The following is a 21,693-nucleotide window of genomic DNA, read 5'->3' as shown; positions in this document are numbered from 1 at the left end:
TCGCGCAGTTCCCCGCGCCCCTGGGTAGTCAGGGACTGCGCGCTCAGCCCACCACGGTCCGCAGGTAAAGACCGGGCCCGGGGCGGAGCCCGAGGGCGGCCCCGCAGGCCGAGCGGGTCCGGGGGCGCAGCCCATGGCGGGACGGGCGATTCGGTGCCGGAGCGCACCCGTGGCACCATGCGGGCATGGCTTTGACCGATCTCTGCCGGTATCCGATCGTGCAGGCTCCCATGGCCGGTGGCGTCTCCGCCCCCGGTCTGGCCGCCGCGGTCTGCGAGGCCGGCGGACTCGGGTTCCTGGCCGCCGGCTACAAGACGGCCGACGGCATGTACCAGGAGATCAAGCAGCTGCGCGGGCTCACCGGGCGGCCGTTCGGGGTCAACCTGTTCATGCCGCAGCCGCCGCACACCGACCCGGCCGTCATCGAGGTGTACCGCAACCAGCTGGCGGGCGAGGCCACCTGGTACGAGACGCCGCTGGGCGACGCCGACTCCGGTGGCGACGACGGCTACGAGGCCAAGCTGGCGATACTGCGCGAGGACCCGGTCGCGGCCGTCTCCTTCACCTTCGGCTGCCCCGAGCGCGAGGTGCTCGCCGCGTTCGCCGCCCTCGGCACGTACACCGTCGTCACCGTGACCACCCCCGACGAGGCGCTGGCGGCGCAGGGCGCCGGGGCCGACGCCGTGTGCGTGCAGGGGATAGAGGCCGGCGGGCACCAGTCGACCCACCGCGACGACCCGCAGGCCGACGGCTCCGGGATCGGGCTGCTCTCGCTGATCACCCAGGTCCGCGAGAGCGTACGGCTGCCGGTCATCGCGACCGGCGGGCTGATGCGCGGCGCCCAGATCGCGGCGGTGCTCGCGGCGGGCGCGGACGCGGCGCAGCTCGGCACGGCCTTCCTGGCCTCCCCCGAGTCCGGCGCGCACGCGCTGCACAAGCAGGCGCTGACCAACCCCCTCTTCGTCCGTACGGAGTTGACGCGGGCGTTCTCCGGACGCCCGGCCCGCGGGCTGGTCAACCGGTTCATGCGCGAGCACGGGCCGTACGCCCCGGCCGCCTATCCGGAGGTGCACCAGCTCACCGCCGGGCTGCGGCGGGCCGCCGCGGCGGCGGGCGACGCCCAGGGCATGGCCCTGTGGGCGGGGCAGGGGCACCGGCTGGCGCGCGAACTGCCGGCCGGGCAGCTGGTGCAGGTCCTGGCGGCCGAACTGGACGCGGCGCTGGCCGCGTTGGCCGCCGCATCGAGAAACCGAAACATATGAGGAGTGCGTCATGACCGCCCCGGTCTTCGTCGTCGACCGTTTCCGCGAGTCCGGGCCGGGCGGCCGGTACGTACTGGACGGGCCCGAGGGGCGGCACGCCGTCTCCGTGAAGCGGCTCCAGCCCGGCGAGGACGTCGTCCTGACCGACGGTCTCGGCAACTGGTCCGACTGCGTGGTCCTGGCGGCCGAGGGCAAGGACCGCCTGATCGTCCAGCTCGACTCACTGGCGCACGAGCCGGAGCCCGAGCTCCGCATCACCGTCGTCCAGGCGCTGCCCAAGGGCGACCGGGGCGAGGTCGCGGTCGAGACGATGACCGAGACCGGCGTCGACGCCGTGGTGCCGTGGCAGGCCTCGCGCTGCATCACGCAGTGGAAGGGCGACCGGGGCGCCAAGTCCCTCGCCAAGTGGCGCGCCACGGCCCGGGAGGCGGGCAAGCAGTCGCGCCGGGTGCGGTTCCCGGAGGTGCGGGACGCGATGACGACCAAGCAGGTTGTCGCGTTTTTGGCCACGGCTGATTTCGCCGCCGTGCTGCACGAGGACCGGGACACCCCGAGCGAGCCGCTGGCCACCGCCGAGCTTCCCGCCCACGGGGAGATCGTCCTGGTAGTGGGCCCCGAAGGGGGCGTATCCCCCGAGGAGTTGGCGGCTTTCGCGGAGGCGGGCGCCCAGCCGTACCGGCTCGGCCCGAGCGTTCTGCGCACCTCCACGGCGGGCACGGCGGCGGCCGCGCTGCTGATGGGACGCACCGGCCGCTGGTCGTGACGTCGTAAAGCCGTCTACCGCGCCCGGCGCGGTGGTGGGACGCTGGTGCGTATGGGGGCAAGGAGATACGTCACGTTGCCGCTGCGCCACCGGCGCGCGCTCGCCGCGCTCGCTCTGGCCGGGGTGGCCGCCGTCGGGGCCGCGGCCTGCGACCCGGTGGGCGGCATGAGTTCGGTAACCGTCTCGGTGACCACCGACAAGGTCGCGACGAGCAAGCTGGAGCACGACGGCGTCAAGGTGCGCTACCTGACGTGTACGGCGAAGATCGACGGCGGCGGCACCTCGACCCGTACCCCGTCGGCCGGTTCGACCCGTACGGTCGCCACGGTCGACTGCCGGGGCCGCACCGACGACAACAAGAAGATCCACGTCACCGGCAAGGTGACGGAGGAGCGCGAGGACCGCTGTGTACGCGGCGACCTGACGGCGAAGGTCGCGGACCGCACGGTCTTCCACGCCGGCGTCCTGGGCGACTGCAACGCCCCGCCCCCCACCAAGAACACCCCCAGGCCCCCGGGCAAACCGGGCAGCCGCCCGACGGTGACGGTCACGGTGACCGTGACGGAGTCGTTCCGGGGCAAGTGACGAACCGGGACGGATGGACCCGGGGCGAGTGGACCCGGGGCGAGTGGGGATCGGCGGGCAGACGTCAGTAGCATGCCTCTGACTGATCCACTGTTCCACCGCGACCGAGGAGCTCAGGACCGTGGCCGGAGAGCCGCAGGCGGACTGCCTGTTCTGCAAGATCGTCTCGGGGGACGTCCCGGCGACCGTCGTCCGGGAGACCGAGACCGTCGTGGCGTTCCGCGACATCAACCCCCAGGCGCCGACGCACATCCTCGTCATCCCCCGCGTCCACCACCCCGACGCCGCCTCGCTCGCCGCCGCCGAACCGGCGATCGCCGCCGATCTGCTGCGCGAGGCCGGGGAGATCGCCGCCGCCGAGAACATCGACGGCAGCGGGTACCGGATCGTCTTCAACACCGGCAGCGGCGCGGGCCAGACCGTCTTCCACGCGCACGCCCACCTGCTCGGCGGGCGCGGCCTGCAGTGGCCGCCGGGGTAGGACCGGGCTGCTCTTTCCCGGGGCGCCCCCCGGACCCCCAGCCGGACAAGCAGGCGCTCCTGGGCGCTCGGCAGGTCTTCGCGAGGCAATCGGAGTACAGGCGTTGTCCGTACGTGAATTGGTGGTGCTCGGCACCGCCAGCCAGGTCCCGACCCGGCACCGCAACCACAACGGCTATCTGCTGCGCTGGGACGGCGAGGGCATCCTCTTCGACCCCGGCGAGGGCACCCAGCGGCAGATGCTGCGGGCCGGCGTGGCCGCGCACGACATCGACCGGATCTGCGTCACGCACTTCCACGGCGACCACTCGCTGGGGCTCGCCGGGGTGATCCAGCGGATCAACCTCGACCGCGTGCCGCACCCGGTCACCGCGCACTACCCGGCGAGCGGGCAGCACTTCTTCGACCGGCTGCGGTACGCGACGGCCTACCGCGAGACGGTCGAGCTGTCGCAGGCGCCGGTCGACGGCGAGGGGGCGGTGCTGGCCGCGACCGACGCGTACACGCTCGAAGCGCGGCGGCTCTCGCACCCCGTGGAGTCCTACGGCTACCGGATCACCGAGCCGGACCGGCGCCGGATGCTGCCCGCGCTCCTCGCCGAGCACGGCATCGCCGGGCCGGACGTGGGCCGCCTCCAGCGCGAGGGCGCGCTCGGCGGGGTGACGCTCGACGACGTCAGCGAGACGCGGCGCGGGCAGCGGTTCGCCTTCGTCATGGACACCCGGCTCTGCGACGGCGTGCCCGCGCTGGCCGAGGGCTGCGACATGCTGGTCGTCGAGTCGACGTTCCTGGACGAGGACGTACGGCTGGCGGAGGACCACGGGCATCTGACGGCGGGTCAGGCGGCCGGGGTGGCCCGGGACGCGGGGGTCCGTCACCTCGTCCTCACCCACTTCTCGCAGCGGTACGCGGACCCGGCGGCGTTCGAGCGGCAGGCGCGGGGCGCGGGGTTCGAGGGGGAGCTGACGATCGCGGCGGATCTGATACGGGTGCCGCTGCCGAGACGTACGCCGTAGTCACGTTGTTCCAGCGAATTTCGAGCCAGCCACTTTCAGGAAGCGCCACCATGCCCCTCCCCAAAGCCGAACTCCACCTCCACATCGAAGGCACCCTCGAACCCGAGCTCGCCTTCGAACTCGCCGCGCGCAACGGCGTGCGGCTGCCGTACGCGGACACCGAGGAACTACGCAAGGCGTACCTCTTCGACGACCTCCAGTCCTTCCTCGACCTGTACTACTCGCTGATGGCGGTGCTGCGCACGGAGGACGACTTCGAGGCGCTGGCGGAGGCGTATCTGGCGCGGGCGGCGGCGCAGGGGGTGCGGCACGCGGAGATCTTCTTCGACCCGCAGGCCCACACGGCGCGCGGCGTGCCCATCGGGACGGTGGTGGAGGGGCTCGGCCGGGCCCTGGACCGCAGTGCGGACCGCCACGGCATCACGACCCGGCTCATCCTCTGCTTCCTGCGCGACCAGTCGGCGGAGTCCGCTCTGGAGACGCTGGAGGCGGCGCGGCCGCATCTGCACCGGATCGTGGGCATCGGCCTCGACTCGGCGGAGGTCGGGCATCCGCCGGCGAAGTTCCGCGAGGTGTACGCGGTGGCGGACTCGCTGGGGCTGCGGAAGGTGGCGCACGCGGGGGAGGAGGGCCCGCCGTCGTACATCACCGAGGCGCTCGACGTACTGGGGGTGGAACGGGTGGACCACGGGCTGCGGGCCCTGGAGGACCCTTCGCTGGTCGCCCGCCTGGTCCGCGACCGCATCCCGCTGACGCTCTGCCCCCTCTCGAACGTCCGGCTGCGGGCCGTGCCCGTCCTGGAGGAGCATCCGTTGCGGCGGATGATGGACGCGGGGCTGATGTGCACGGTGAACTCCGACGATCCCGCGTACTTCGGGGGGTATGTGGGGGACACGTTCGATGCGGTGGGGGTGGCGCTGGGGCTGTCCTCCGAGGACCTGCGGTCCCTCGCGCGCAACTCGTTCCTGGCGGCGTTCTTGGAGGGGGAGGAGGGGGTGCGGGAGGGGTATCTGGCGGAGGTCGAAGAGTACGAGTTCCCCACCCCGCCCGTTCCCTAAACCCTCCGGGGGTGGGGGGTGGGTTGAGGTGGTTCTCCCGGGGGCTACACCCCCGGACCCCGTCGGCGGGGCCTCCGCCTCCTGCGCCTCTGGCGGGGGCTGCGCCTCCTGCGCCTCTGGCGGGGGCTGCGCCTCCTGCGCCTCTGGCGGGGGCTGCGCCCCCTGCACTCCGCTATGGGGGACCTGCGCCCGCCGGTACCCCCGCTGGGGCTGTGCCCCGGACCCGGCGCGGGGGTGGGTGGGCTACCTGAGGGCTGCGCCCCCGGTCCCCGCTTCGGGGGCTGCGCCCCCGGTGTCCCCGCTGGGCTGCTCCCCGCTCCCGCTTCGGGGCTCCGCCCCGGACCCCGGCGCGAGGGTGGTGGGCTACCTGGGGCCCAGCCTCCGGTCCCTGCTGCGGGGCTCCGCCCCGGCCCCCGCTCCTCAAACGCCGGAGGGGCTGAATTCGCCCCCGCCCACCTGTACCTGACCCGTCCGCCCCGGACATCCCCGTCCCCTAAGGGGCGCGGGGAACTGCGCGACCGGCCCCCACCGGGCCCGCAGGCGAATCCCGCACCCCCCCGGAGGGCTCCGCGGGGAGCTGCGCGACCAGCCACGCACAGCCCGCAGACAGACACCGGGCCAAGAAGGGGCGCGGGGAACTGCGCGACCGGCCCCCACCGGGCCCGCAGACGAATTCCGCACCCCCCCGGAGGGTTCTGCGGGGAACTGCGCGACCAGCCACGCACAGCCCGCAGACAGACACCGGGCCAAGAAGGGGCGCGGGGAGCTGTGCGACCGGCCCCCACCGGGCCCGCAGGCGAATTCCGCACCCCCCCGGAGGGTTTCGCGGGGAACTGCGCGACCAGCCACGCACAGCCCGCAGACAGACACCGGGCCAAGAAGCGGCGCGGGGAACTGCGCGACCAGCCCCCACCGGGCCCGCAGGCGAATCCCGCACCCCCCCCCGGAGGGCTCCGCGGGGAACTGCGCGACCAGCCCCACCCGCCCCGCCCAGCCCCGCCCCCTCACACCGACAAGCTGAACTCGCCCCCGCCCGCAGGGCGAACCACCGGCTGCGGGGTCGCCGCCGCGATCAGCGGGTGACGGCGCGGGCGGGCCGCCAGCCTCGTCAAGGGGCCGGCCACCGCCAGCAGCAGCACCCCCAACACCGCCCCCATCCCCCCGTACCCCACCTCCGAGGACAGCACGCTCCCCGTCAGGGGCCCGCACGCCACCCCCAGCGATGACGCCGAGCCCGCCAGGACCGCCCAGCGGCCGCGGGGGTCCAGGGACGCCGCCAGGGCGATCAAGTACGAGAGCACCACCGGGTAGAAGACGTTCCACAGGATCTCGCCGCCCGCGAAGGACACCAGGCCCCGCGCCGACGAACTCACCACCACGCACCCGGCGATCACCACCGTCCCCACCCCGATCGGCACCGCCCGCCCCAGCCGCGTGCCCAGCGCCCCCGCGCCGGTCACCCCGAGCAGGCCCGCGCCCAGCGCCACCGCGAACACCGCGCCCACCGTGACCTCGGTCAGGCCGGCCTGGGTCAGGCCGATGCGGCCGCTCACGCCCCACAGCGCGTTCTGCGCCAGGGACCAGCAGAGCATCGCCGCCGCCAGAACCGATCCCGCGCGGCGGTGCGGCAGGCGGGCAGATGCCGTACGTCCGGTGGAGTGGGCCGGGGCCGGGCCCGGCAAACGGGTCGTCACCGGCCACACCACCCCCGCCACCACCGCGATCGCCGCGAACGGCAACCCGTGGCCGCCCCCGAGGTGCGGGATCGTCAGATACAGCGCCCCGGCCGTCGCGGAGACGGACAGCAGCCCGAGCGTGGTCAGCCGGTGCGGATCCCGCCGCGCGGCCATCCCCGACGCGGCCACCGCCGTCGCCGTACCGGAGCCGAAGCCCCCGACCACCGCGCCCGCCACCACCAGGGGGAGGTGCGTCGTGAGCGCGGCGCCGCCGTAACCGCCCAGTGCGAGCAGCAGGCCCAGCCGGGCCAGGCGGCGCTCCCCGTACCGCTCCACCCGCGCCGCCAGCGCGAAGCCCGCCGCCGCCGAGCTCAACAGCAGGCTGGAGCCGATGAGTCCGGCCTGGGTGGAGGAGAGGCCGAGGCCTGACGAGAGGCGGCCCACGACGGTCGGGAGCAGATACGCGGCGAGGTAGCCGGCCGTGAAGACGGCGACCAGAGGCCGGGCGGCACGAGGGCGTGCGGACATGGGCGTTCCAGGAAGGGCGGTGCCCGAACGGGCAGGAGTGCGGAGAAAGTTCAAAGAGGGGGGATGCGCCCGGTGTTGTCACGTACGGGAACGCGGCCCAATTTGTATCAAGTGCCCCGGGCACACGAAAGCCACAAATTAGTGATCTGGGTCACATTTCGTTTGGGGAGTCGAATGGCGGGTATTCAGCGCTCCCTCACTCGCCCCTCCGCGCCGCTCCCTTGACCCCCCTCTGTTCACATATCTAGTCTCCATTCCCATGGATGCCCAGCCGCAGCAGCACACCATCGTCGACATCCGGCTCACTCCCGTCCTCATCTCCGACCCCCCGCTCCTCAACGTCCAGGGCGTGCACCAGTCGTACACCCCACGCCTCGTCGTCGAAGTCGTCACTGATGGCGGTGTCGCCGGCATCGGGGAGACCTATGGCGACACCAAGTACCTGGAGCTGGCCCGGCCCTACGCCGCCTGCCTTCTCGCCGCCCGGCATGACCTTTCCGACCTCAATGGACTGTTCACACTTATGGACAATCTGCCCGTGGATGAGGCGCGCGTCGATCACTCCGTCGACGTCGGCGGGCTGCGCGGTGTGCAGAGCGCCGACAAGCTGCGGCTCTCCGTCGTCTCCGCCTTCGAGGTGGCCTGCCTCGACGCACTCGGCAAGACGCTCGGCGTGCCCGTGCACACGCTCCTCGGCGGCAAGGTCCGCGAAAGCGTGGAGTACAGCGCCTATCTCTTCTACCGGTGGGCCGAACACCCCGGCGGGGCGGGCGAGAAGGACGACTGGGGGGCGGCCCTCGACCCCGCCGGGATCGTGGCTCAGGCCCGGCGGTTCGTGCGCGAGTACGGGTTCGGCTCGTTCAAGCTCAAGGGCGGTGTCTTCCCGCCCGAGCAGGAGGTCGCCGCGGTCCGGGCGCTCGCCGAGGCCTTTCCGGGGCATCCGCTGCGGCTCGACCCGAACGGCGGCTGGAGTGCGGCCACTTCGCTGCGCGTCGCCGCCGAGCTCGCGGACGTACTGGAGTACCTGGAGGACCCGGCGTCCGGCACGCGCGCGATGGCGGAGGTTTCGGCGGGTACGGACGTCCCGCTCGCCACCAATATGTGCGTGACCACCTTCGACGAGATCCGTGAGGCGTTCCTCAGCGACGCCGTGCAGGTCGTCCTCAGTGATCACCATTACTGGGGCGGGCTGCGCAACACCCGGGAGCTGGCCGCGATCTGCCGCACCTTCGGGGTGGGCCTGTCCATGCACTCCAACACCCATACGGGCATCAGCCTCGCCGCGATGACCCACGTCGCCGCGACCGTGCCCAACCTCGACTACGCGTGCGACAGCCACTACCCCTGGCAGAGCGAGGACGTCGTGGTCGACCGCCATGTCTTCCGGGGCGGGCGGCTCACCGTCTCCGATGCCCCCGGGCTCGGGGTCACCCTCGACCGCGACGCGCTCGACCGCCTCCACCGGCGCTGGCTGGCCGACGACGGCACCCTGCGCGACCGCGACGACGCCGCCGCGATGCGACGGGCCCCCGGGCACGAGCAGTGGCGCACGCCGGCCCTGCCGCGCTGGTAGGAGGGGTCTCGTCCGCGAACGGATCGGGCACACTGGCCTGATCCGTACGCGAACGGGGAGTCCGCCGTGACCACATCCAGCAGAGAGCAGCAGGACCGCGCCGACCGGTGGGGCCACACCGCGGGCGTCGACCCGCTGGACAAGGTGCGCCGGCCCCGCGACCCGGAGTGCGACGTCTTCCTCACCGGCACGGTCTTCCTCGACATCATCTTCACCGGCCTCGACTCCGCCCCGGTGCGCGGCACGGAGTCCTGGGCTCGCGGCATGGGCTCCAGCCCCGGCGGGGTCGCCAACATGGCCATCGCGCTCGCCCGCCTCGGGCTGCGCACCTCGCTGGCGGCGGCCTTCGGCGACGACCACTACGGCGAGTACTGCTGGGACGCCCTGGAGCAGGGCGAGGGCATCGACCTGTCGCTGTCGCGGACCGTCCCCGGCTGGCACTCGCCGGTCACCGTCTCCATGGCGTACGAGGGCGAGCGGACCATGGTCTCGCACGGCCACGAGGCGCCCCCGGAGGCCGTGCCCTTCCATGCGGGCGCGCCCGCCGTCGCCCCACGCGCGCGTGCCGCGATCGCCTCACTGGTGCCCGGCCGCACCGAGGAGTGGATCGCCGACGCAGCCCGGCACGGCTCGCGGATCTTCGCGGACGTCGGCTGGGACGACACCGGGCACTGGGACCTGGCGGGCCTGACCGGCCTGGAACACTGCGAGGCGTTCCTGCCCAACGCGGGCGAGGCGATGCGCTACACCCGCACCGACTGCCCGCGCGCGGCCGCCCGCGCCCTCGCCGAGAAGGTGCCGGTCGCCGTGGTCACCCTGGGCGCGGAGGGCGCGTACGCGGTGGACGGCTCGACCGGCGAGACCGCCGAGGTGCCCGCGATCGCGGTGGAGGCACTCGACCCGACCGGGGCGGGCGACGTGTTCGTGGCCGGGTTCGTCACCGGCACGCTCGCGGGGTGGCCGCTGGCGGACCGGCTGGCGTTCGCCGGGCTGACGGCCGCCCTCTCGGTGCAGGAGTTCGGCGGCTCGCTCTCGGCGCCGGGCTGGGCGGAGATCGCCGCGTGGTGGCAGCAGGTGCGTACGTACGAGGACCAGGACCCCGCGGCGCTGCGGCGGTACGCGTTCCTGGAGGGGCTGCTGCCGGGCGCGGCCCGGCCCTGGCCGCTGCGCCGGGCCGTCCCGACGATCGGCTTCCGCCGGCCCGCTTGAGCGTGCCCGGTCCGCGCTGAGGCGCCCGGCCTGAGCACGGCCGACAGCGTGCCCGAACACCCGGTCCGAAAACCCCTCGGCGCTGTCAGTGCCAGGTCGTAGGCTTGGTATTCCAGGGGTTGTCGAGCAGCGAGAACCCTGCAACGGGAGGTATGTGCAGGCCACAGAGCCGGCCCATGACTCAGACACCCACACAGCCGCAGGCGAGTGCCCGGATCACGGTCCCTGCCAAGCACCCCATGGTGATGCTGCTCGGATCCGGTGACTCGCTGCTGCGCGTGATCGAGAAGGCCTTCCCGGCGGCCGACATCCATGTCCGGGGCAATGAGATCAGTGCCACGGGGGCCCCGGCGGAAGTCGCGCTCATCCAACGCCTGTTCGACCAGATGATGCTGGTGCTCCGCACCGGTCAGCCGATGACGGAGGACGCAGTGGAACGCTCGATCGCCATGCTCAGGGCGAGCGAGAACGGCAAGGGGGAGGACGGCCACGAGACGCCGGCCGACGTGCTCACGCAGAACATCCTCTCCAGCCGCGGTCGCACCATCCGCCCCAAGACCCTCAACCAGAAGCGGTACGTCGACGCGATCGACAAGCACACGATCGTCTTCGGCATCGGCCCCGCCGGTACCGGAAAGACCTATCTCGCCATGGCCAAGGCGGTCCAGGCCCTGCAGTCCAAGCAGGTCACCCGGATCATCCTGACCCGGCCCGCCGTGGAGGCGGGCGAGCGCCTCGGCTTCCTGCCGGGCACGCTCTACGAGAAGATCGACCCGTATCTGCGCCCGCTCTACGACGCGCTGCACGACATGCTGGACCCGGAGTCGATCCCCCGGCTGATGGCGGCGGGGACCATCGAGGTGGCGCCGCTGGCGTACATGCGCGGGCGCACGCTGAATGACGCGTTCATCATTCTGGACGAGGCGCAGAACACCAGCGCCGAGCAGATGAAGATGTTCCTCACCCGCCTCGGTTTCGACTCGAAGATCGTCATCACGGGTGACGTCACCCAGGTCGACCTGCCGAACGGCACGAAGAGCGGTCTTCGCCAGGTCCAGGACATCCTGGAGGGTGTCGAGGACGTCCACTTCTCCCGGCTGTCGTCCCAGGACGTCGTCCGGCACAAGCTCGTCGGCCGTATCGTCGACGCGTACGAGAAGTACGACAGCCAGCAGGGCCACAACGGGAAGTAGTCAGAGCGCACCATGTCGATCGACGTCAACAACGAGTCCGGAACCGAGGTCGACGAGCAGGCGATCCTCGACATCGCCCGCTACGCACTCACGCGGATGCGGATCCACCCGCTCTCCGAGCTGTCGGTGATCGTCGTGGACGCCGAGGCCATGGAGCAGTTGCACATCCAGTGGATGGACCTGCCGGGTCCGACCGACGTCATGTCCTTCCCGATGGACGAGCTGCGTCCGCCGATGAAGGACGACGAGGAGCCCCCCCAGGGGCTCCTCGGTGACATCGTGCTCTGCCCGGAGGTCGCCAAGCAGCAGGGCGAGGACGCGCCGACGCGGCACTCCATGGACGAGGAGCTCCAGCTCCTGACCGTCCACGGAGTGCTGCACCTGCTGGGCTACGACCACGAGGAGCCGGACGAGAAGGCCGAGATGTTCGGTCTGCAGGCGGCCATCGTCGACGGCTGGCGGGCGGAGAAGGGCCACACCGGCCCCTCCCCGGCGCCGACCGTCTCATGACCGGGCAACTGCTCTTCGGCGCCGTCGCCCTGGTCGTGGTCGCCTGGCTGGCCGCCTGTGCGGAGGCCGGCATCGCCCGTACGTCCTCGTTCCGCGCGGATGAGGCCGTGCGGTCCGGGCGGCGCGGCGCGGCCAAGCTCGCCCAGGTGGCCGCCGACCCCACCCGCTACCTCAATGTGGCCCTCCTTGTCCGGGTCGCCTGCGAGATGGCGGCCGGGGTCCTGGTCACCTACGTCTGCCTGGAGGACTTCGGCGAGACCTGGACCGCGCTGCTCGTCGCCATCGCGGTGATGGTGCTCGTCTCCTATGTCGCCGTAGGCGTCTCGCCGCGCACCATCGGCCGCCAGCACCCGCTGAACACGGCGACGGCCGCCGCGTACGTACTGCTGCCGCTGGCCAGGATCATGGGCCCGGTGCCGCAGCTGCTCATCCTCCTCGGCAACGCGCTCACGCCCGGAAAGGGCTTCCGCAAGGGCCCGTTCGCCTCCGAGGCCGAGCTGCGGGCGATGGTCGACCTCGCCGAGCAGGAGTCGCTGATCGAGGACGACGAGCGCCGGATGGTGCACTCGGTCTTCGAGCTCGGCGACACGCTGGTGCGCGAGGTGATGGTGCCGCGTACCGACCTCGTCTGCATCGAGCGCTACAAGACCATCCGCCAGGCGCTCACCCTCGCGCTGCGCTCGGGCTTCTCCCGGATCCCGGTGACCGGTGAGAACGAGGACGACATCGTCGGGATCGTGTATCTGAAGGACCTGGTCCGCAAGACGCACATCAACCGCGACTCCGAGGCCGATCTGGTCTCCACCGCGATGCGCCCCGCCGCGTTCGTGCCCGACACCAAGAACGCGGGCGACCTGCTGCGCGAGATGCAGCAGGACCGCAGCCATGTCGCCGTCGTCATCGACGAGTACGGCGGCACGGCCGGCATCGTCACCATCGAGGACATCCTGGAGGAGATCGTCGGGGAGATCACCGACGAGTACGACCGGGAGCTGACGCCGGTCGAGGAGCTGGCGGACGGCTGCTTCCGGGTCACCGCGCGGCTCGACATCGGCGACCTGGGCGAGCTGTTCGGGTTCGACGAGTTCGACGACGAGGACGTGGAGACGGTCGGCGGACTGCTCGCCAAGGCGCTCGGGCGGGTGCCGATCGCGGGCGCCACGGCGGCCGTGGACCTGCCGGACGGGCGGGCGCTGCGCCTGACGGCCGAGTCCCCGGCGGGCCGCCGGAACAAGATCGTGACCGTGCTCGTGGAGCCGCAGCCGGTCAAGGAGGAGGAAGAGGCGTGACACCTGAGGAGCTCAGGGCCTTCTGCCTGGCGTTCAACGCCGCTACCGAGGAGTTCCCGTTCGACTCGGGGACCTCGGTCTTCAAGGTCCTCGGGAAGATGTTCGCGCTGAGCAACCTGGGCGGCGCCCCGCTCACCGCCAACCTCAAGTGCGACCCGGACGACGCGGTGCGGCTGCGCGCCGAGTACCCGGCGATCGTGCCGGGCTGGCACATGAACAAGCGCCACTGGAACACGGTGGACGTGGATCAGCTCCCGGACCGGCTGGTCCGGGAGCTGATCGAGGATTCGTACGACCTGGTCGTGGCCGGTCTCCCGAAGGCCGAGCGGCTCCGGCTCGACCGGCCCTGACCCGCTAGACCTTCCGGCGGCCAAGGCCGACCGCCACCAGCGCCGCCGCCGCGACCACGATCACCGCGTCGGTCAGCAGCACGGTCCGCACCCCGTGGAACAGGTCGTCCCCGGTGGTGGCGAGCACGCCGAGCAGCGGGATGCCGATGGTGATGCCGACCTGCTGGGTGGTGGTGACCAGACCCGTCGCCAGCCCCTGCTCCTCGTCGGGCACACCGCTGGTGACGGTCAGTCCGTACGAGATGATCGCGCCCAGGTGGCACATGCTGGCCAGTGAGACGGCGACGGTGGCGAGCAGCGCGCCCGACTCGCGGCCCAGGGCGAGCAGCAGGGCGATGAACAGGCCCTGGCCGAGCAGTGAGACGACCAGGGTGCGGCGGGCGCCGAAGCGGCCGATGACCTTGGCGGCGTAGCTGCCGGCGACCGCCGACATGGCGCCCTGGACGCCGAAGACCAGACCCGTCTTGAAGGACGACAGGCCCAGGACCTCCTGGAGGTAGAGGGTCAGCACGAAGATGACCGTCGACATCATCGAGAAGGTGACCAGGCCGCCCAGGTTGCCCCACGCCACCGTGCGGCGCTTCAGCATCGGCAGCGAGACCAGCGGGGCCGCGGCCTTCGACTCGACGACCACGAACGCCGCGAGCAGCAGCAGACCGGCGACCAGCGTGCCCCACACGTCCGCGCCGCCGAAGCCGCGCTGGGCCGCCGTCGACAGGGAGTAGATCAGGGCGAGCAGCCCGCCGGTGACGGTGATCGCGCCGGGCACGTCCAGGCGCGGGCGGTCCGGGATGGGGGCACCTCCCATGCCCTTTAGGCTATGGGGGAGCGACTCGGGCAGCAGGCCGGGCGCCAGGGCGAGGACGGTCACCGCGGCGACCGCGAGCAGGCCCATGGTCGAGCGCCAGCCCAGCGTGTCCGTCATGACCCCGCCGAGCACCATGCCGACGGTGAAGCCGAGCGAGAGCAGGGTGCCGCTGATGCCGAGCGCCCGGTCGCGCTGCGGGCCCTCGGGGAAGGTGGTGGTCAGCAGGGACATACCGGTCGGCACGATCACCGCGGCGCCCAGGCCCTGAAGGGCGCGGCCGGTCAGGAACGACGCCGGGTCCCAGGCGAGGGCCGCGAGCAGCGAGGCCGCGCCGAAGAGGGCGAGACCGGTCAGGAACAGCTTCTTGCGGCCGTACAGATCGGCGATCCGGCCGAACAGGAGCAGGAAGCCGCCGGACGGCAGCGCGAACGCGGTGACCGCCCACTGGAGCGCGGACCGGCTCAGGCCCAGGTCGTCGCCGAGGACGGGCAGCGCCACGTTCAGTATGGAGAAGTCGAGCGCCACCATGAACTGGGCGGCGCAGAGCACGAACAGGACCAGCTTCGCCCGGCCGGAGAGCCGGCCGTCCTGCGGGGCCTGTGCGGCGGCCGGCGTGGCCGGTGCGGTGTGGGTGTCGATTGCCATGGCCACAGCCTGGCCGTCCGGGAATCGCCGTGGAGAGTGGGAACTTATCCTGTTGGCGGCACCACCAGGCAGCGGCCAGGGCCTGTCCGGCGGATCTGGTCGGCCTCGGCCCGGGCGCGCTGTCGGTGCTGGTGAGCGGGTGTCTGGCGCGTGCAGCTGCAAGGCGGAGGAGGGCGACATGGCGGAGCCATGGCAACCGACGACAACGCCGCAGATGGATGCACCAGACCCGCGTGCCGACCAGATCCGCCGGACAGGCCCTAAGGCGCCGACCGGTAGCCGACGAGGGGGAGGGAGTACGTACGTGGCCACGCCGATCGACAAGTCGCTGCGGCGCACCGAACTGCGCGAGTTCCTGATGAACCGGCGGGGCCGGATCAGCCCCACCGCCGCCGGGCTGCCCGACGGCGGCGCCCGCCGCCGCACCCCGGGGCTGCGCCGCGAGGAGGTCGCGGTGCTGGCCGGGGTGGGCGTCTCCTGGTACCAGTGGCTGGAGCAGGGCCGGGACATCACGGTGTCGCCGCAGGTCCTGGACTCGGTGGGCCGGGTCCTCAAGCTGACCAGCGCCGAGCGCCGGCATCTGTACGTGCTGGCCGGGCTCAACCCGCCCGCGCCCGAGGTCGACCCGGCCAACGCCGACATGTGCCAGGGCCTGCAGCGGCTGATCGACGCCTGGATGCCGTTCCCCGCGCACATCATGGACGTGTACTGGAACACGGTGATGTACAACGACACGGCCGCCATGGTGCTCGGCATGCGCCCCGAGATCGTGCAGAACTGTCTGGTCGCCTTCTTCACCGACCCGGTCTACCGCTCCCGCGCCAAGGGCTGGGAGGAGATCGCCGGGAAGGTGGTCGCCCAGTACCGGGCGGCCTGCTCGGAGCGGCCCGGTGACGAGGGCTTCCAGGAGGTCGTCGAGGAGGCGTCCCGGCTCTCGGCGGAGTTCGCGGAGCTGTGGGGTCAGCGGGACATCCTGCCCGGCGGCCAGATCAAGAAGGAGATCCAGCACCCGGTGGTGGGCACGCTGTTCGTCGAGTCCACCCAGCTGCGGGTCCCCGCCCGCCCGGACCTCGCGATCGTGCTGCACAATCCGCTGCCGGAGACCGACACGGCCGCGAAGCTGGAGTGGCTGGCCTCGCCGGAGGGGCGGCGCGGGTCGATGTACCCGGTGGCGGGCTGAGCGCGGGGGGTTGCGCACGGGCCGCTCCGGGCGCACTCCTTATGCTCGTCGCATGACTCAGAGCACCGAACTCGACCCCGAGGACCGCAAGATCATCACCCTGGCGCGCAGCGCCCGGGCCCGCAACGGGGTGGCCGAGGGCGCGGCCGTACGGGACGAGACCGGGCGTACGTACGTCGCCGGGACCGTGGAGCTGGACTCGCTCAAGCTCTCGGCGCTGCGCACGGCGGTCGCCATGGCCGTGGCCAGCGGGGCGAAGTCGCTGGAGGCGGCGGCCGTGGTGACCGAGGCGGAGACGGCGTGCGCCGAGGACCGGGCGGCGGTGCGGGACCTGGGCGGCGCGACCACGCCGGTCCTGGTGGCGGGCCCGGACGGGGAACTCCGCACGAGGGTCGCGGCGGGCTGAGCTGCCAGGTCTTCGTCTTCGGGCCGGTGGGGGTTGCTCGCGCAGTTCCCCGCGCCCCTAAAGACCGGCACCTCCAGCCCCTCCGGCGTGCGAGGAGCGGCCCCCTAAGGGGCGCGGGGAACTGCGCGACCAGCCACAGACGGCCCGCAGCTGAGGCACTCCGCTCCGGCCGTGGCCGTGGCCGGTTCCAGCCGCCGGGGCCGTGGCCGGTTGCGGTCCGCCGGACCGACGGTTTCCGGCCGTCTGCGGCCCCCGCCGAAGAAACCCCCGGTCCCCCCTTGCGCCCCCGCGCCCCCCGCGCATCAATGAACAGCAGTTCATCCGACGGACCGTCAGATACGGCGGCCGGGCAGGGGGCGCGAGCCGCGGCCCCCGGCCGAGTCGGCCGCCCTCCTCCCGTGTGGCGTGCGCACCCCGCCCGCGGACGGTTTCACGCGCATGCGCATGCGCTTCAGCGCGGCACTCGCCATCTCCCTGTACGGGAAGTACGGGAAGGGGAACCGATGTTACGCAAGAGGCCACTGGTGCTCGCGGCGCTCGCCGCGGGAGGACTGGCCACCGGTGCACTGGTGCTGGCCCCGACGGCCTCGGCCGTCTCCCCGGGGTCGGCCACCGAGGTCTACAACTGCGGTTTCTACGGCGGCGGTGAGGCGACGCTGACGGCCACCCAGAACGGCACGGCCGCCACCGTCACCCTCACCTCCTCCGAGATCACCACCCCGATCGGGGTGGGCGCGAACTCCATCACCACGACGCTGACCATGGCCAAGGCCGGGGGCGGCACCGTGGTCTTCAGTGGCAAGCGCAACCCCGCGATGTCGGCGGGCAGCGGGGTCACGGTCGGCCCGCTGGGCGGGACCGTCTCGCCCGGGCTCTCCGCCAACGCGCACCCCGGCTCGGTCAAGATGCTGGTCTTCGGGATCACGGTGACCTGCAACTCGACGGCGGCCCAGGCGCCCGGGCCGTTCGTGTTCAGCTGACCGTTCGGCCGACCGTTCGGCCGACTCCGGGGAAGCATCAGCCCCCCACGCCTCACGGGACCGGCGCCGCCGCCAGCGGCGCCGGTTCCGCGCTGCCGTGAGCGGACCGCGATCCACCGGTTGACCTGCGAGAACGCGGATCTTGACAGAATCTGATGGCCCATCAGTCAGGGGATTTCGATTCCATTGACTTCTTTTCGCGCCCCCAGGTCAATGGCTCCCTGCCGGCGCAGCCGAGCCGCTGCTGCGCCACAACCGCAGAGGGGGGCAGTCATGCCTTCAGCACGAAGACGGCGCCACTGGGCCGCCGTACTGGGAGCCGCGGCGCTCATGGCCGGAACCGGAGCGCTCATCGCACCCGGACAGGCCCTGGCCGCGACGCCCGTCGACTTCGCCACGCACTGCGTACCGCCGCCCATCGCGGGCATCCCGCCGATCGACGGCACCACGAGTGCCCAGATCACCGTCGACAACGCCACGCCCAAGGTGGGCGATACGGTGACCGTGACGTACACGGTCACCAAGCCCGCCGCCGGCAACCCGGTGGACCTGGCGCTACCCGCCGACATCATGACCCCCACCGGAAAGGTCACCGTCGGCGGCGCGCAGTCCGGCGCCGTCACGGTCGCCGGACCCAAGAAGAACGACCCGGTGCCGGGGAAGGGCGCGTTCCCGCCGTTCTCCATGACCGGTACGTTCACCGTCACCGCACCCGGCGCGATCACCCTGTCGCCCGGCGACTACAACATCCACACCAGCTACATCATGGAGCTGGACACCCCCTGTACGGTCACCAACCCGCCCGCGCCCGTCTCCGAGACGGTCACCGCGACCGGCGGCGGCCAGACCAACCAGCGGGCCGTCCAGCTGGGCACCGCCTCCGGCAAGCCCGGCGCGAGCGTCACCGTCACCGGGTCGAAGTTCACCGCGGGCGCGACCGTGACGGTCGTCGGCCGGGCCGGGGCCGCCGAGACCGCCGACAAGGCGACCGTGACGGCGGACGCGCAGGGCGCGTTCTCCACCGCCCTGACGGTCAACGACAAGGCGACCAGCGGCATCGTCGCCTACGAGGGAGCGAGCTGGAGCGACGACAAGGGCGCGGGCCCGGCGGCGTACAGCGTCGTCGACGACACCCCGGCGCCGCCGAACAGCCAGAAGCTCAACTCCTCGGTCAAGGCGGGCACACTCTCCATGGCCCAGGCCGGCGACGCCGTCTCCATGGACGCCGTCGACTTCGGCAAGGGCGGCTTCTCCCGGGGCTCACTCCAGACGGTGACGGTCCAGGACTTCCGCGGCGGCCCCGCGGGCTGGTCCCTGACCGGCAAGGTCACCGACTTCACCGGCCCCGGCGGCGTGAAGATCGACGCCTCCAAGCTCGGCTGGACCCCGGCCTGCGCCACCAAGGCCGGTTCCCCGTCGACCTGCGCGGCGGGCTCGCCGGGCACCGTGGGCAGCGCGGGCGCGACCCTCGCGACCACGCCCAACGCGGCGCTCACGGGCGGTGAGTTCACCGTGGACGCCCGGGTCTCGCTGAACGTTCCGGCGTTCACCGCCCCCGGCGCGTACTCCGGCGTGCTGACGCTCACGCTGGCCTGATCAGGGCCCGTACGACCGATCAACCCGTGGGCCGGGCGCGCACCCGGCCGGCCCACCCGTCCCCGGGGGTTCCGCACCGTGCGCAAGCTGTACGTCCTCCTCCTCGCCGCGGCCGTCCTGCTCCTCGGCACGCCCGCGCGCGCCGCCGACAACGGCAACTGGGCCGTCTTCCCGTCCTCCCCGGGCGCGGACCGGCGCCCGTACTTCTACCTCTCCGCCGGCCCCGGCACCACCCTCACCGACAAGGTCACCGTCACCAACAAGACGGCCGCGCCCATGGCCTTCCGGCTGTACGGGGCCGACGCGTACAACACCGAGCGCGACGGCGGGTTCGCCGTGCGCACCCAGCGCGAGCCGCAGCACGGCGTGGGCGCCTGGACCAGGCCCGACCGGACGGCGGTCACCGTCCCGGCGCACGCCTCGGTCACCGTGCCGTTCACCGTGACCGTCCCGGCCGACGCGGAGCCCGGCGACCACCCCGGGGCGCTGGTCGCCCTGGACGAGAAGGTCGCGGCCGGACAGGGGGAGCTGGCGATGGGGGTGCAGCAGGCGGTCGGGGCGCGGGTCTATCTGCGGATCACCGGCCCCACCGTGCCCGCACTCGCGGTCGAGGACGTCTCCCTCACCCAGCACCGCCCACTGGTGCCGGGCACGGGCAGCAGCAGGTCCGTCATCTCCTACACGCTCCACAACCGGGGCAACGTCACGCTCGACCCGAAGGTCGAACTGAAGGCCACGGGCCTGTTCGGCCGGACGCTGCTGGACCGCGCACTGACGAACGTCCCGGCCGAGCTGCTGCCCGGCCAGAAGGTCCGCCTGACCGAGCCGTGGGCGGGCTCGCCGCAGCTGGACCGGGGCGACATACGTCTCACGGCGAGTGCGAAGGGCGTCACCGGGTCGGGCGGCGCGTCCTTCCTCGCCCTGCCCTGGATCGGGCTCGGAGTGCTGGTGGGGGCCCTGGCGGCGGGGTTCGCGGGGTGGCGGCTGCGGCGGGTCCGGGGGCGCCGGGGCTGAGCGCAGGGACCGCGCGTACAGCGGGACCGTTCCGATCGGGGAGAATGAGCGGCATGAGCGCTCGTACTGTTGAGAACAACGCCCCCCACCGGGCCGGCTTCGCCTGCTTCGTCGGCCGCCCCAACGCGGGCAAGTCCACCCTCACGAACGCTCTGGTCGGACAGAAGGTGGCGATCACCTCCAGCCGTCCGCAGACGACGCGGCACACCGTCCGCGGCATCGTGCACCGCCCCGACGGGCAGCTGATCCTGGTCGACACACCGGGCCTCCACAAGCCGCGCACGCTGCTCGGCGAGCGGCTGAACGACGTGGTCCGTACGACCTGGGCCGAGGTCGACGTGATCGGCTTCTGCCTGCCCGCGGACCAGAAGCTCGGGCCCGGCGACAAGTTCATCGCCAAGGAGCTCGCGGGGATCAAGAAGACCCCGAAGATCGCGATCGTGACGAAGACCGACCTGGTCGACTCCAAGGCGCTGGCCGAGCAGCTGCTCGCCGTGCAGCGGCTCGGGGACGAGCTGGGCTTCGAGTGGGCGCAGATCGTGCCGGTCTCGGCGGTGGGCGACCTGCAGGTCCAGCTGGTCGCGGACCTCCTGGTCCCGCTCCTGCCCGAGGGCCCGCCGCTCTACCCCGAGGGCGACCTCACGGACGAGCCCGAGCAGGTCATGGTGGCCGAGCTGATCCGCGAGGCGGCGCTGGAAGGTGTACGGGACGAGCTTCCGCACTCCATCGCGGTGGTGGTGGAGGAGATGCTGCCGCGCGAGGACCGCCCGGCGGACCGGCCGCTGCTGGACATCCACGCGAACGTGTACATCGAGCGGCCGAGCCAGAAGGGGATCATCATCGGCCCCAAGGGCAAGCGGCTCAAGGAGGTCGGGACGAAGTCCCGCAAGCACATCGAGGCGCTGCTGGGGACGCCGGTGTTCCTGGACCTTCATGTGAAGGTGGCGAAGGACTGGCAGAGGGACCCGAAGCAGCTGCGAAAGCTGGGCTTCTGAGCCCCACCCCGCCCCTCCACCTAAACCCTCCGGGGGTGGGTGGGGGTTGAGGTGTTTCTCCCGGGGGCTGCGGCCCCTGGACCCGGGGTGGGGTTGTGCCCCTGGACCCGGGGTGGGGTTGTGCCCCTGGACCCGGGGTGGGGTTGTGCCCCTGGACCCGGGGTGGGGTTGTGTCCCTGGACCCCGGGCGGGGCTGCGCCCCTGCACCCCGCTCGGGCTGTGCCCCTGCACCCCCTTTGCGGGGCCTGCGGCCCCCGCACCCCGCTTCGGGGCTCCGCCCCCGATACCGTCGCTTCTGGGGATCCGCGCCCGGACCTCTGCTTATGGGGCTCCGCCCCCGGACCCCCGCTGCGGGGCCGCGCCCCTGGCACCCCCTGTGCGGGGCCGCGCCCCTGGCACCCGCTTACGGGGCTGCGCCCCGGACCCCGTTTCGTCTGCGGGTGCGTGGGGGCTGGGCGCGCAGTTCCCCGCGCCCCCAGGTATCTCCAGCCCCTCCGGCGTTTGAGGAGCGGGGTCCGGGGCGGAGCCCCGTAGCGGGGTGCAGGGGCCGCAGGCCCCGCAACGGGGGGCCGGGGGC

General features: G+C 72.5%; 20 protein-coding genes. 18 read left to right on the top strand and 2 right to left on the bottom strand.

Features of this window, described 5'->3' with window-relative positions:
- Positions 1-185: 185 nt before the first annotated feature.
- From ACFWA7_RS34925 to ACFWA7_RS34900, 6 genes are all read left to right on the top strand, one after another.
- On the top strand, positions 186-1,262 hold the full coding sequence (locus ACFWA7_RS34925) for a nitronate monooxygenase (protein ID WP_385827093.1): 1,077 nt from the start codon (positions 186-188) through the stop codon (positions 1,260-1,262).
- Between the two features lie 10 nt (positions 1,263-1,272).
- On the top strand, positions 1,273-2,025 hold the full coding sequence (locus tag ACFWA7_RS34920) for a 16S rRNA (uracil(1498)-N(3))-methyltransferase (RefSeq protein ID WP_385544533.1): 753 nt from the start codon (positions 1,273-1,275) through the stop codon (positions 2,023-2,025).
- Positions 2,026-2,076: 51 nt separating this feature from the next.
- A complete protein-coding gene (locus ACFWA7_RS34915; RefSeq protein ID WP_385544536.1) occupies positions 2,077-2,610 on the top strand; it encodes a hypothetical protein in 534 nt (177 codons plus the stop codon).
- Positions 2,611-2,731: 121 nt separating this feature from the next.
- Positions 2,732-3,091, top strand: coding sequence for a histidine triad nucleotide-binding protein (locus tag ACFWA7_RS34910; protein WP_385544539.1), 360 nt, complete (start codon positions 2,732-2,734; stop codon positions 3,089-3,091).
- 103 nt (positions 3,092-3,194) lie between these two features.
- Positions 3,195-4,106 (top strand): ribonuclease Z, encoded by a 912-nt coding sequence (locus ACFWA7_RS34905; protein ID WP_385544542.1) that lies wholly within the window; start codon positions 3,195-3,197, stop codon positions 4,104-4,106.
- A gap of 50 nt (positions 4,107-4,156) precedes the next feature.
- Positions 4,157-5,164, top strand: coding sequence for an adenosine deaminase (locus ACFWA7_RS34900; RefSeq protein WP_385827091.1), 1,008 nt, complete (start codon positions 4,157-4,159; stop codon positions 5,162-5,164).
- A 1,004-nt stretch (positions 5,165-6,168) separates the two neighbouring features.
- Here the strand turns inward: ACFWA7_RS34900 and ACFWA7_RS34895 are convergent.
- Positions 6,169-7,368 carry an MFS transporter gene (locus ACFWA7_RS34895; RefSeq protein WP_385827089.1) on the bottom strand — a complete coding sequence of 400 codons (1,200 nt, stop codon included), beginning with the start codon at positions 7,366-7,368 and terminating at the stop codon, positions 6,169-6,171.
- Between the two features lie 259 nt (positions 7,369-7,627).
- Here ACFWA7_RS34895 and ACFWA7_RS34890 point away from each other — a divergent pair, with 259 nt between their 5' ends.
- The 6 genes from ACFWA7_RS34890 (at position 7,628) to ACFWA7_RS34865 (ending at position 13,492) form a co-directional block, all read left to right on the top strand.
- Positions 7,628-8,941 carry a glucarate dehydratase family protein gene (locus tag ACFWA7_RS34890; protein ID WP_385827087.1) on the top strand — a complete coding sequence of 438 codons (1,314 nt, stop codon included), beginning with the start codon at positions 7,628-7,630 and terminating at the stop codon, positions 8,939-8,941.
- A gap of 66 nt (positions 8,942-9,007) precedes the next feature.
- Positions 9,008-10,150 (top strand): carbohydrate kinase family protein, encoded by a 1,143-nt coding sequence (locus ACFWA7_RS34885; RefSeq protein WP_385544554.1) that lies wholly within the window; start codon positions 9,008-9,010, stop codon positions 10,148-10,150.
- Between the two features lie 176 nt (positions 10,151-10,326).
- Positions 10,327-11,343 carry a PhoH family protein gene (locus ACFWA7_RS34880; RefSeq protein ID WP_385544557.1) on the top strand — a complete coding sequence of 339 codons (1,017 nt, stop codon included), beginning with the start codon at positions 10,327-10,329 and terminating at the stop codon, positions 11,341-11,343.
- A 12-nt stretch (positions 11,344-11,355) separates the two neighbouring features.
- Positions 11,356-11,853, top strand: coding sequence for an rRNA maturation RNase YbeY (gene ybeY, locus ACFWA7_RS34875; protein WP_385544560.1), 498 nt, complete (start codon positions 11,356-11,358; stop codon positions 11,851-11,853).
- Positions 11,850-13,142: a hemolysin family protein gene (locus tag ACFWA7_RS34870; protein WP_385544563.1), complete on the top strand. Its 1,293-nt coding sequence runs from the start codon at positions 11,850-11,852 to the stop codon at positions 13,140-13,142. Before ybeY ends, ACFWA7_RS34870 begins: the two co-directional genes overlap by 4 nt.
- Positions 13,139-13,492 (top strand): MmcQ/YjbR family DNA-binding protein, encoded by a 354-nt coding sequence (locus ACFWA7_RS34865; RefSeq protein WP_385544566.1) that lies wholly within the window; start codon positions 13,139-13,141, stop codon positions 13,490-13,492. Before ACFWA7_RS34870 ends, ACFWA7_RS34865 begins: the two co-directional genes overlap by 4 nt.
- Before the next feature lie 4 nt (positions 13,493-13,496).
- On the opposite strand, the gene ACFWA7_RS34860 is transcribed toward ACFWA7_RS34865, so the two are convergent.
- Complete coding sequence (locus ACFWA7_RS34860) at positions 13,497-14,945, bottom strand: MFS transporter (RefSeq protein ID WP_385827084.1); 1,449 nt, start codon at positions 14,943-14,945, stop codon at positions 13,497-13,499.
- 358 nt (positions 14,946-15,303) lie between these two features.
- Between ACFWA7_RS34860 and ACFWA7_RS34855 the strand changes: the two genes are divergently transcribed.
- From ACFWA7_RS34855 to era, 6 genes are all read left to right on the top strand, one after another.
- On the top strand, positions 15,304-16,125 hold the full coding sequence (locus ACFWA7_RS34855) for a helix-turn-helix transcriptional regulator (protein ID WP_385827095.1): 822 nt from the start codon (positions 15,304-15,306) through the stop codon (positions 16,123-16,125).
- A 52-nt stretch (positions 16,126-16,177) separates the two neighbouring features.
- Entirely contained in the window at positions 16,178-16,531 is a 354-nt protein-coding gene (locus ACFWA7_RS34850) for a cytidine deaminase (protein WP_385544572.1), read from the top strand.
- Between the two features lie 503 nt (positions 16,532-17,034).
- The gene (locus ACFWA7_RS34845) at positions 17,035-17,511 is read left to right on the top strand and encodes a hypothetical protein (RefSeq protein ID WP_385544575.1); all 477 of its coding nucleotides are present in this window, start codon (positions 17,035-17,037) and stop codon (positions 17,509-17,511) included.
- 273 nt (positions 17,512-17,784) lie between these two features.
- On the top strand, positions 17,785-19,107 hold the full coding sequence (locus ACFWA7_RS34840; protein ID WP_385827082.1) for a beta-xylosidase: 1,323 nt from the start codon (positions 17,785-17,787) through the stop codon (positions 19,105-19,107).
- Positions 19,108-19,185: 78 nt separating this feature from the next.
- Positions 19,186-20,121 carry a WxL protein peptidoglycan domain-containing protein gene (locus ACFWA7_RS34835; protein ID WP_385827080.1) on the top strand — a complete coding sequence of 312 codons (936 nt, stop codon included), beginning with the start codon at positions 19,186-19,188 and terminating at the stop codon, positions 20,119-20,121.
- 53 nt (positions 20,122-20,174) lie between these two features.
- Positions 20,175-21,116 carry a GTPase Era gene (era, locus tag ACFWA7_RS34830; RefSeq protein ID WP_385544584.1) on the top strand — a complete coding sequence of 314 codons (942 nt, stop codon included), beginning with the start codon at positions 20,175-20,177 and terminating at the stop codon, positions 21,114-21,116.
- Positions 21,117-21,693 lie beyond the last annotated feature (577 nt).

The sequence above is a fragment of the Streptomyces sp. NPDC059994 genome, assembly GCF_042737755.1.
GTDB lineage: Bacteria > Actinomycetota > Actinomycetes > Streptomycetales > Streptomycetaceae > Streptomyces.
Note: the sequence above shows the minus strand (reverse complement) of the source record. Positions and strands in the feature narration are given on the sequence as shown.

Bases quoted from the DNA above. Each gene is read 5' to 3' on its own strand.
- ACFWA7_RS34925 (WP_385827093.1), top strand. From the start codon at position 186: ATGGCTTTGACCGATCTCTGCCGGTATCCGATCGTGCAGGCTCCCATG.
- ACFWA7_RS34920 (WP_385544533.1), top strand. From the start codon at position 1,273: ATGACCGCCCCGGTCTTCGTCGTCGACCGTTTCCGCGAGTCCGGGCCG.
- ACFWA7_RS34915 (WP_385544536.1), top strand. From the start codon at position 2,077: ATGGGGGCAAGGAGATACGTCACGTTGCCGCTGCGCCACCGGCGCGCG.
- ACFWA7_RS34900 (WP_385827091.1), top strand. From the start codon at position 4,157: ATGCCCCTCCCCAAAGCCGAACTCCACCTCCACATCGAAGGCACCCTC.
- ACFWA7_RS34895 (WP_385827089.1), bottom strand. From the start codon at position 7,368: ATGTCCGCACGCCCTCGTGCCGCCCGGCCTCTGGTCGCCGTCTTCACG.
- ACFWA7_RS34890 (WP_385827087.1), top strand. From the start codon at position 7,628: ATGGATGCCCAGCCGCAGCAGCACACCATCGTCGACATCCGGCTCACT.
- ACFWA7_RS34880 (WP_385544557.1), top strand. From the start codon at position 10,327: ATGACTCAGACACCCACACAGCCGCAGGCGAGTGCCCGGATCACGGTC.
- ybeY (WP_385544560.1), top strand. From the start codon at position 11,356: ATGTCGATCGACGTCAACAACGAGTCCGGAACCGAGGTCGACGAGCAG.
- ACFWA7_RS34870 (WP_385544563.1), top strand. From the start codon at position 11,850: ATGACCGGGCAACTGCTCTTCGGCGCCGTCGCCCTGGTCGTGGTCGCC.
- ACFWA7_RS34860 (WP_385827084.1), bottom strand. From the start codon at position 14,945: ATGGCAATCGACACCCACACCGCACCGGCCACGCCGGCCGCCGCACAG.
- ACFWA7_RS34855 (WP_385827095.1), top strand. From the start codon at position 15,304: ATGAACCGGCGGGGCCGGATCAGCCCCACCGCCGCCGGGCTGCCCGAC.
- ACFWA7_RS34850 (WP_385544572.1), top strand. From the start codon at position 16,178: ATGACTCAGAGCACCGAACTCGACCCCGAGGACCGCAAGATCATCACC.
- ACFWA7_RS34845 (WP_385544575.1), top strand. From the start codon at position 17,035: ATGTTACGCAAGAGGCCACTGGTGCTCGCGGCGCTCGCCGCGGGAGGA.
- ACFWA7_RS34840 (WP_385827082.1), top strand. From the start codon at position 17,785: ATGCCTTCAGCACGAAGACGGCGCCACTGGGCCGCCGTACTGGGAGCC.
- era (WP_385544584.1), top strand. From the start codon at position 20,175: ATGAGCGCTCGTACTGTTGAGAACAACGCCCCCCACCGGGCCGGCTTC.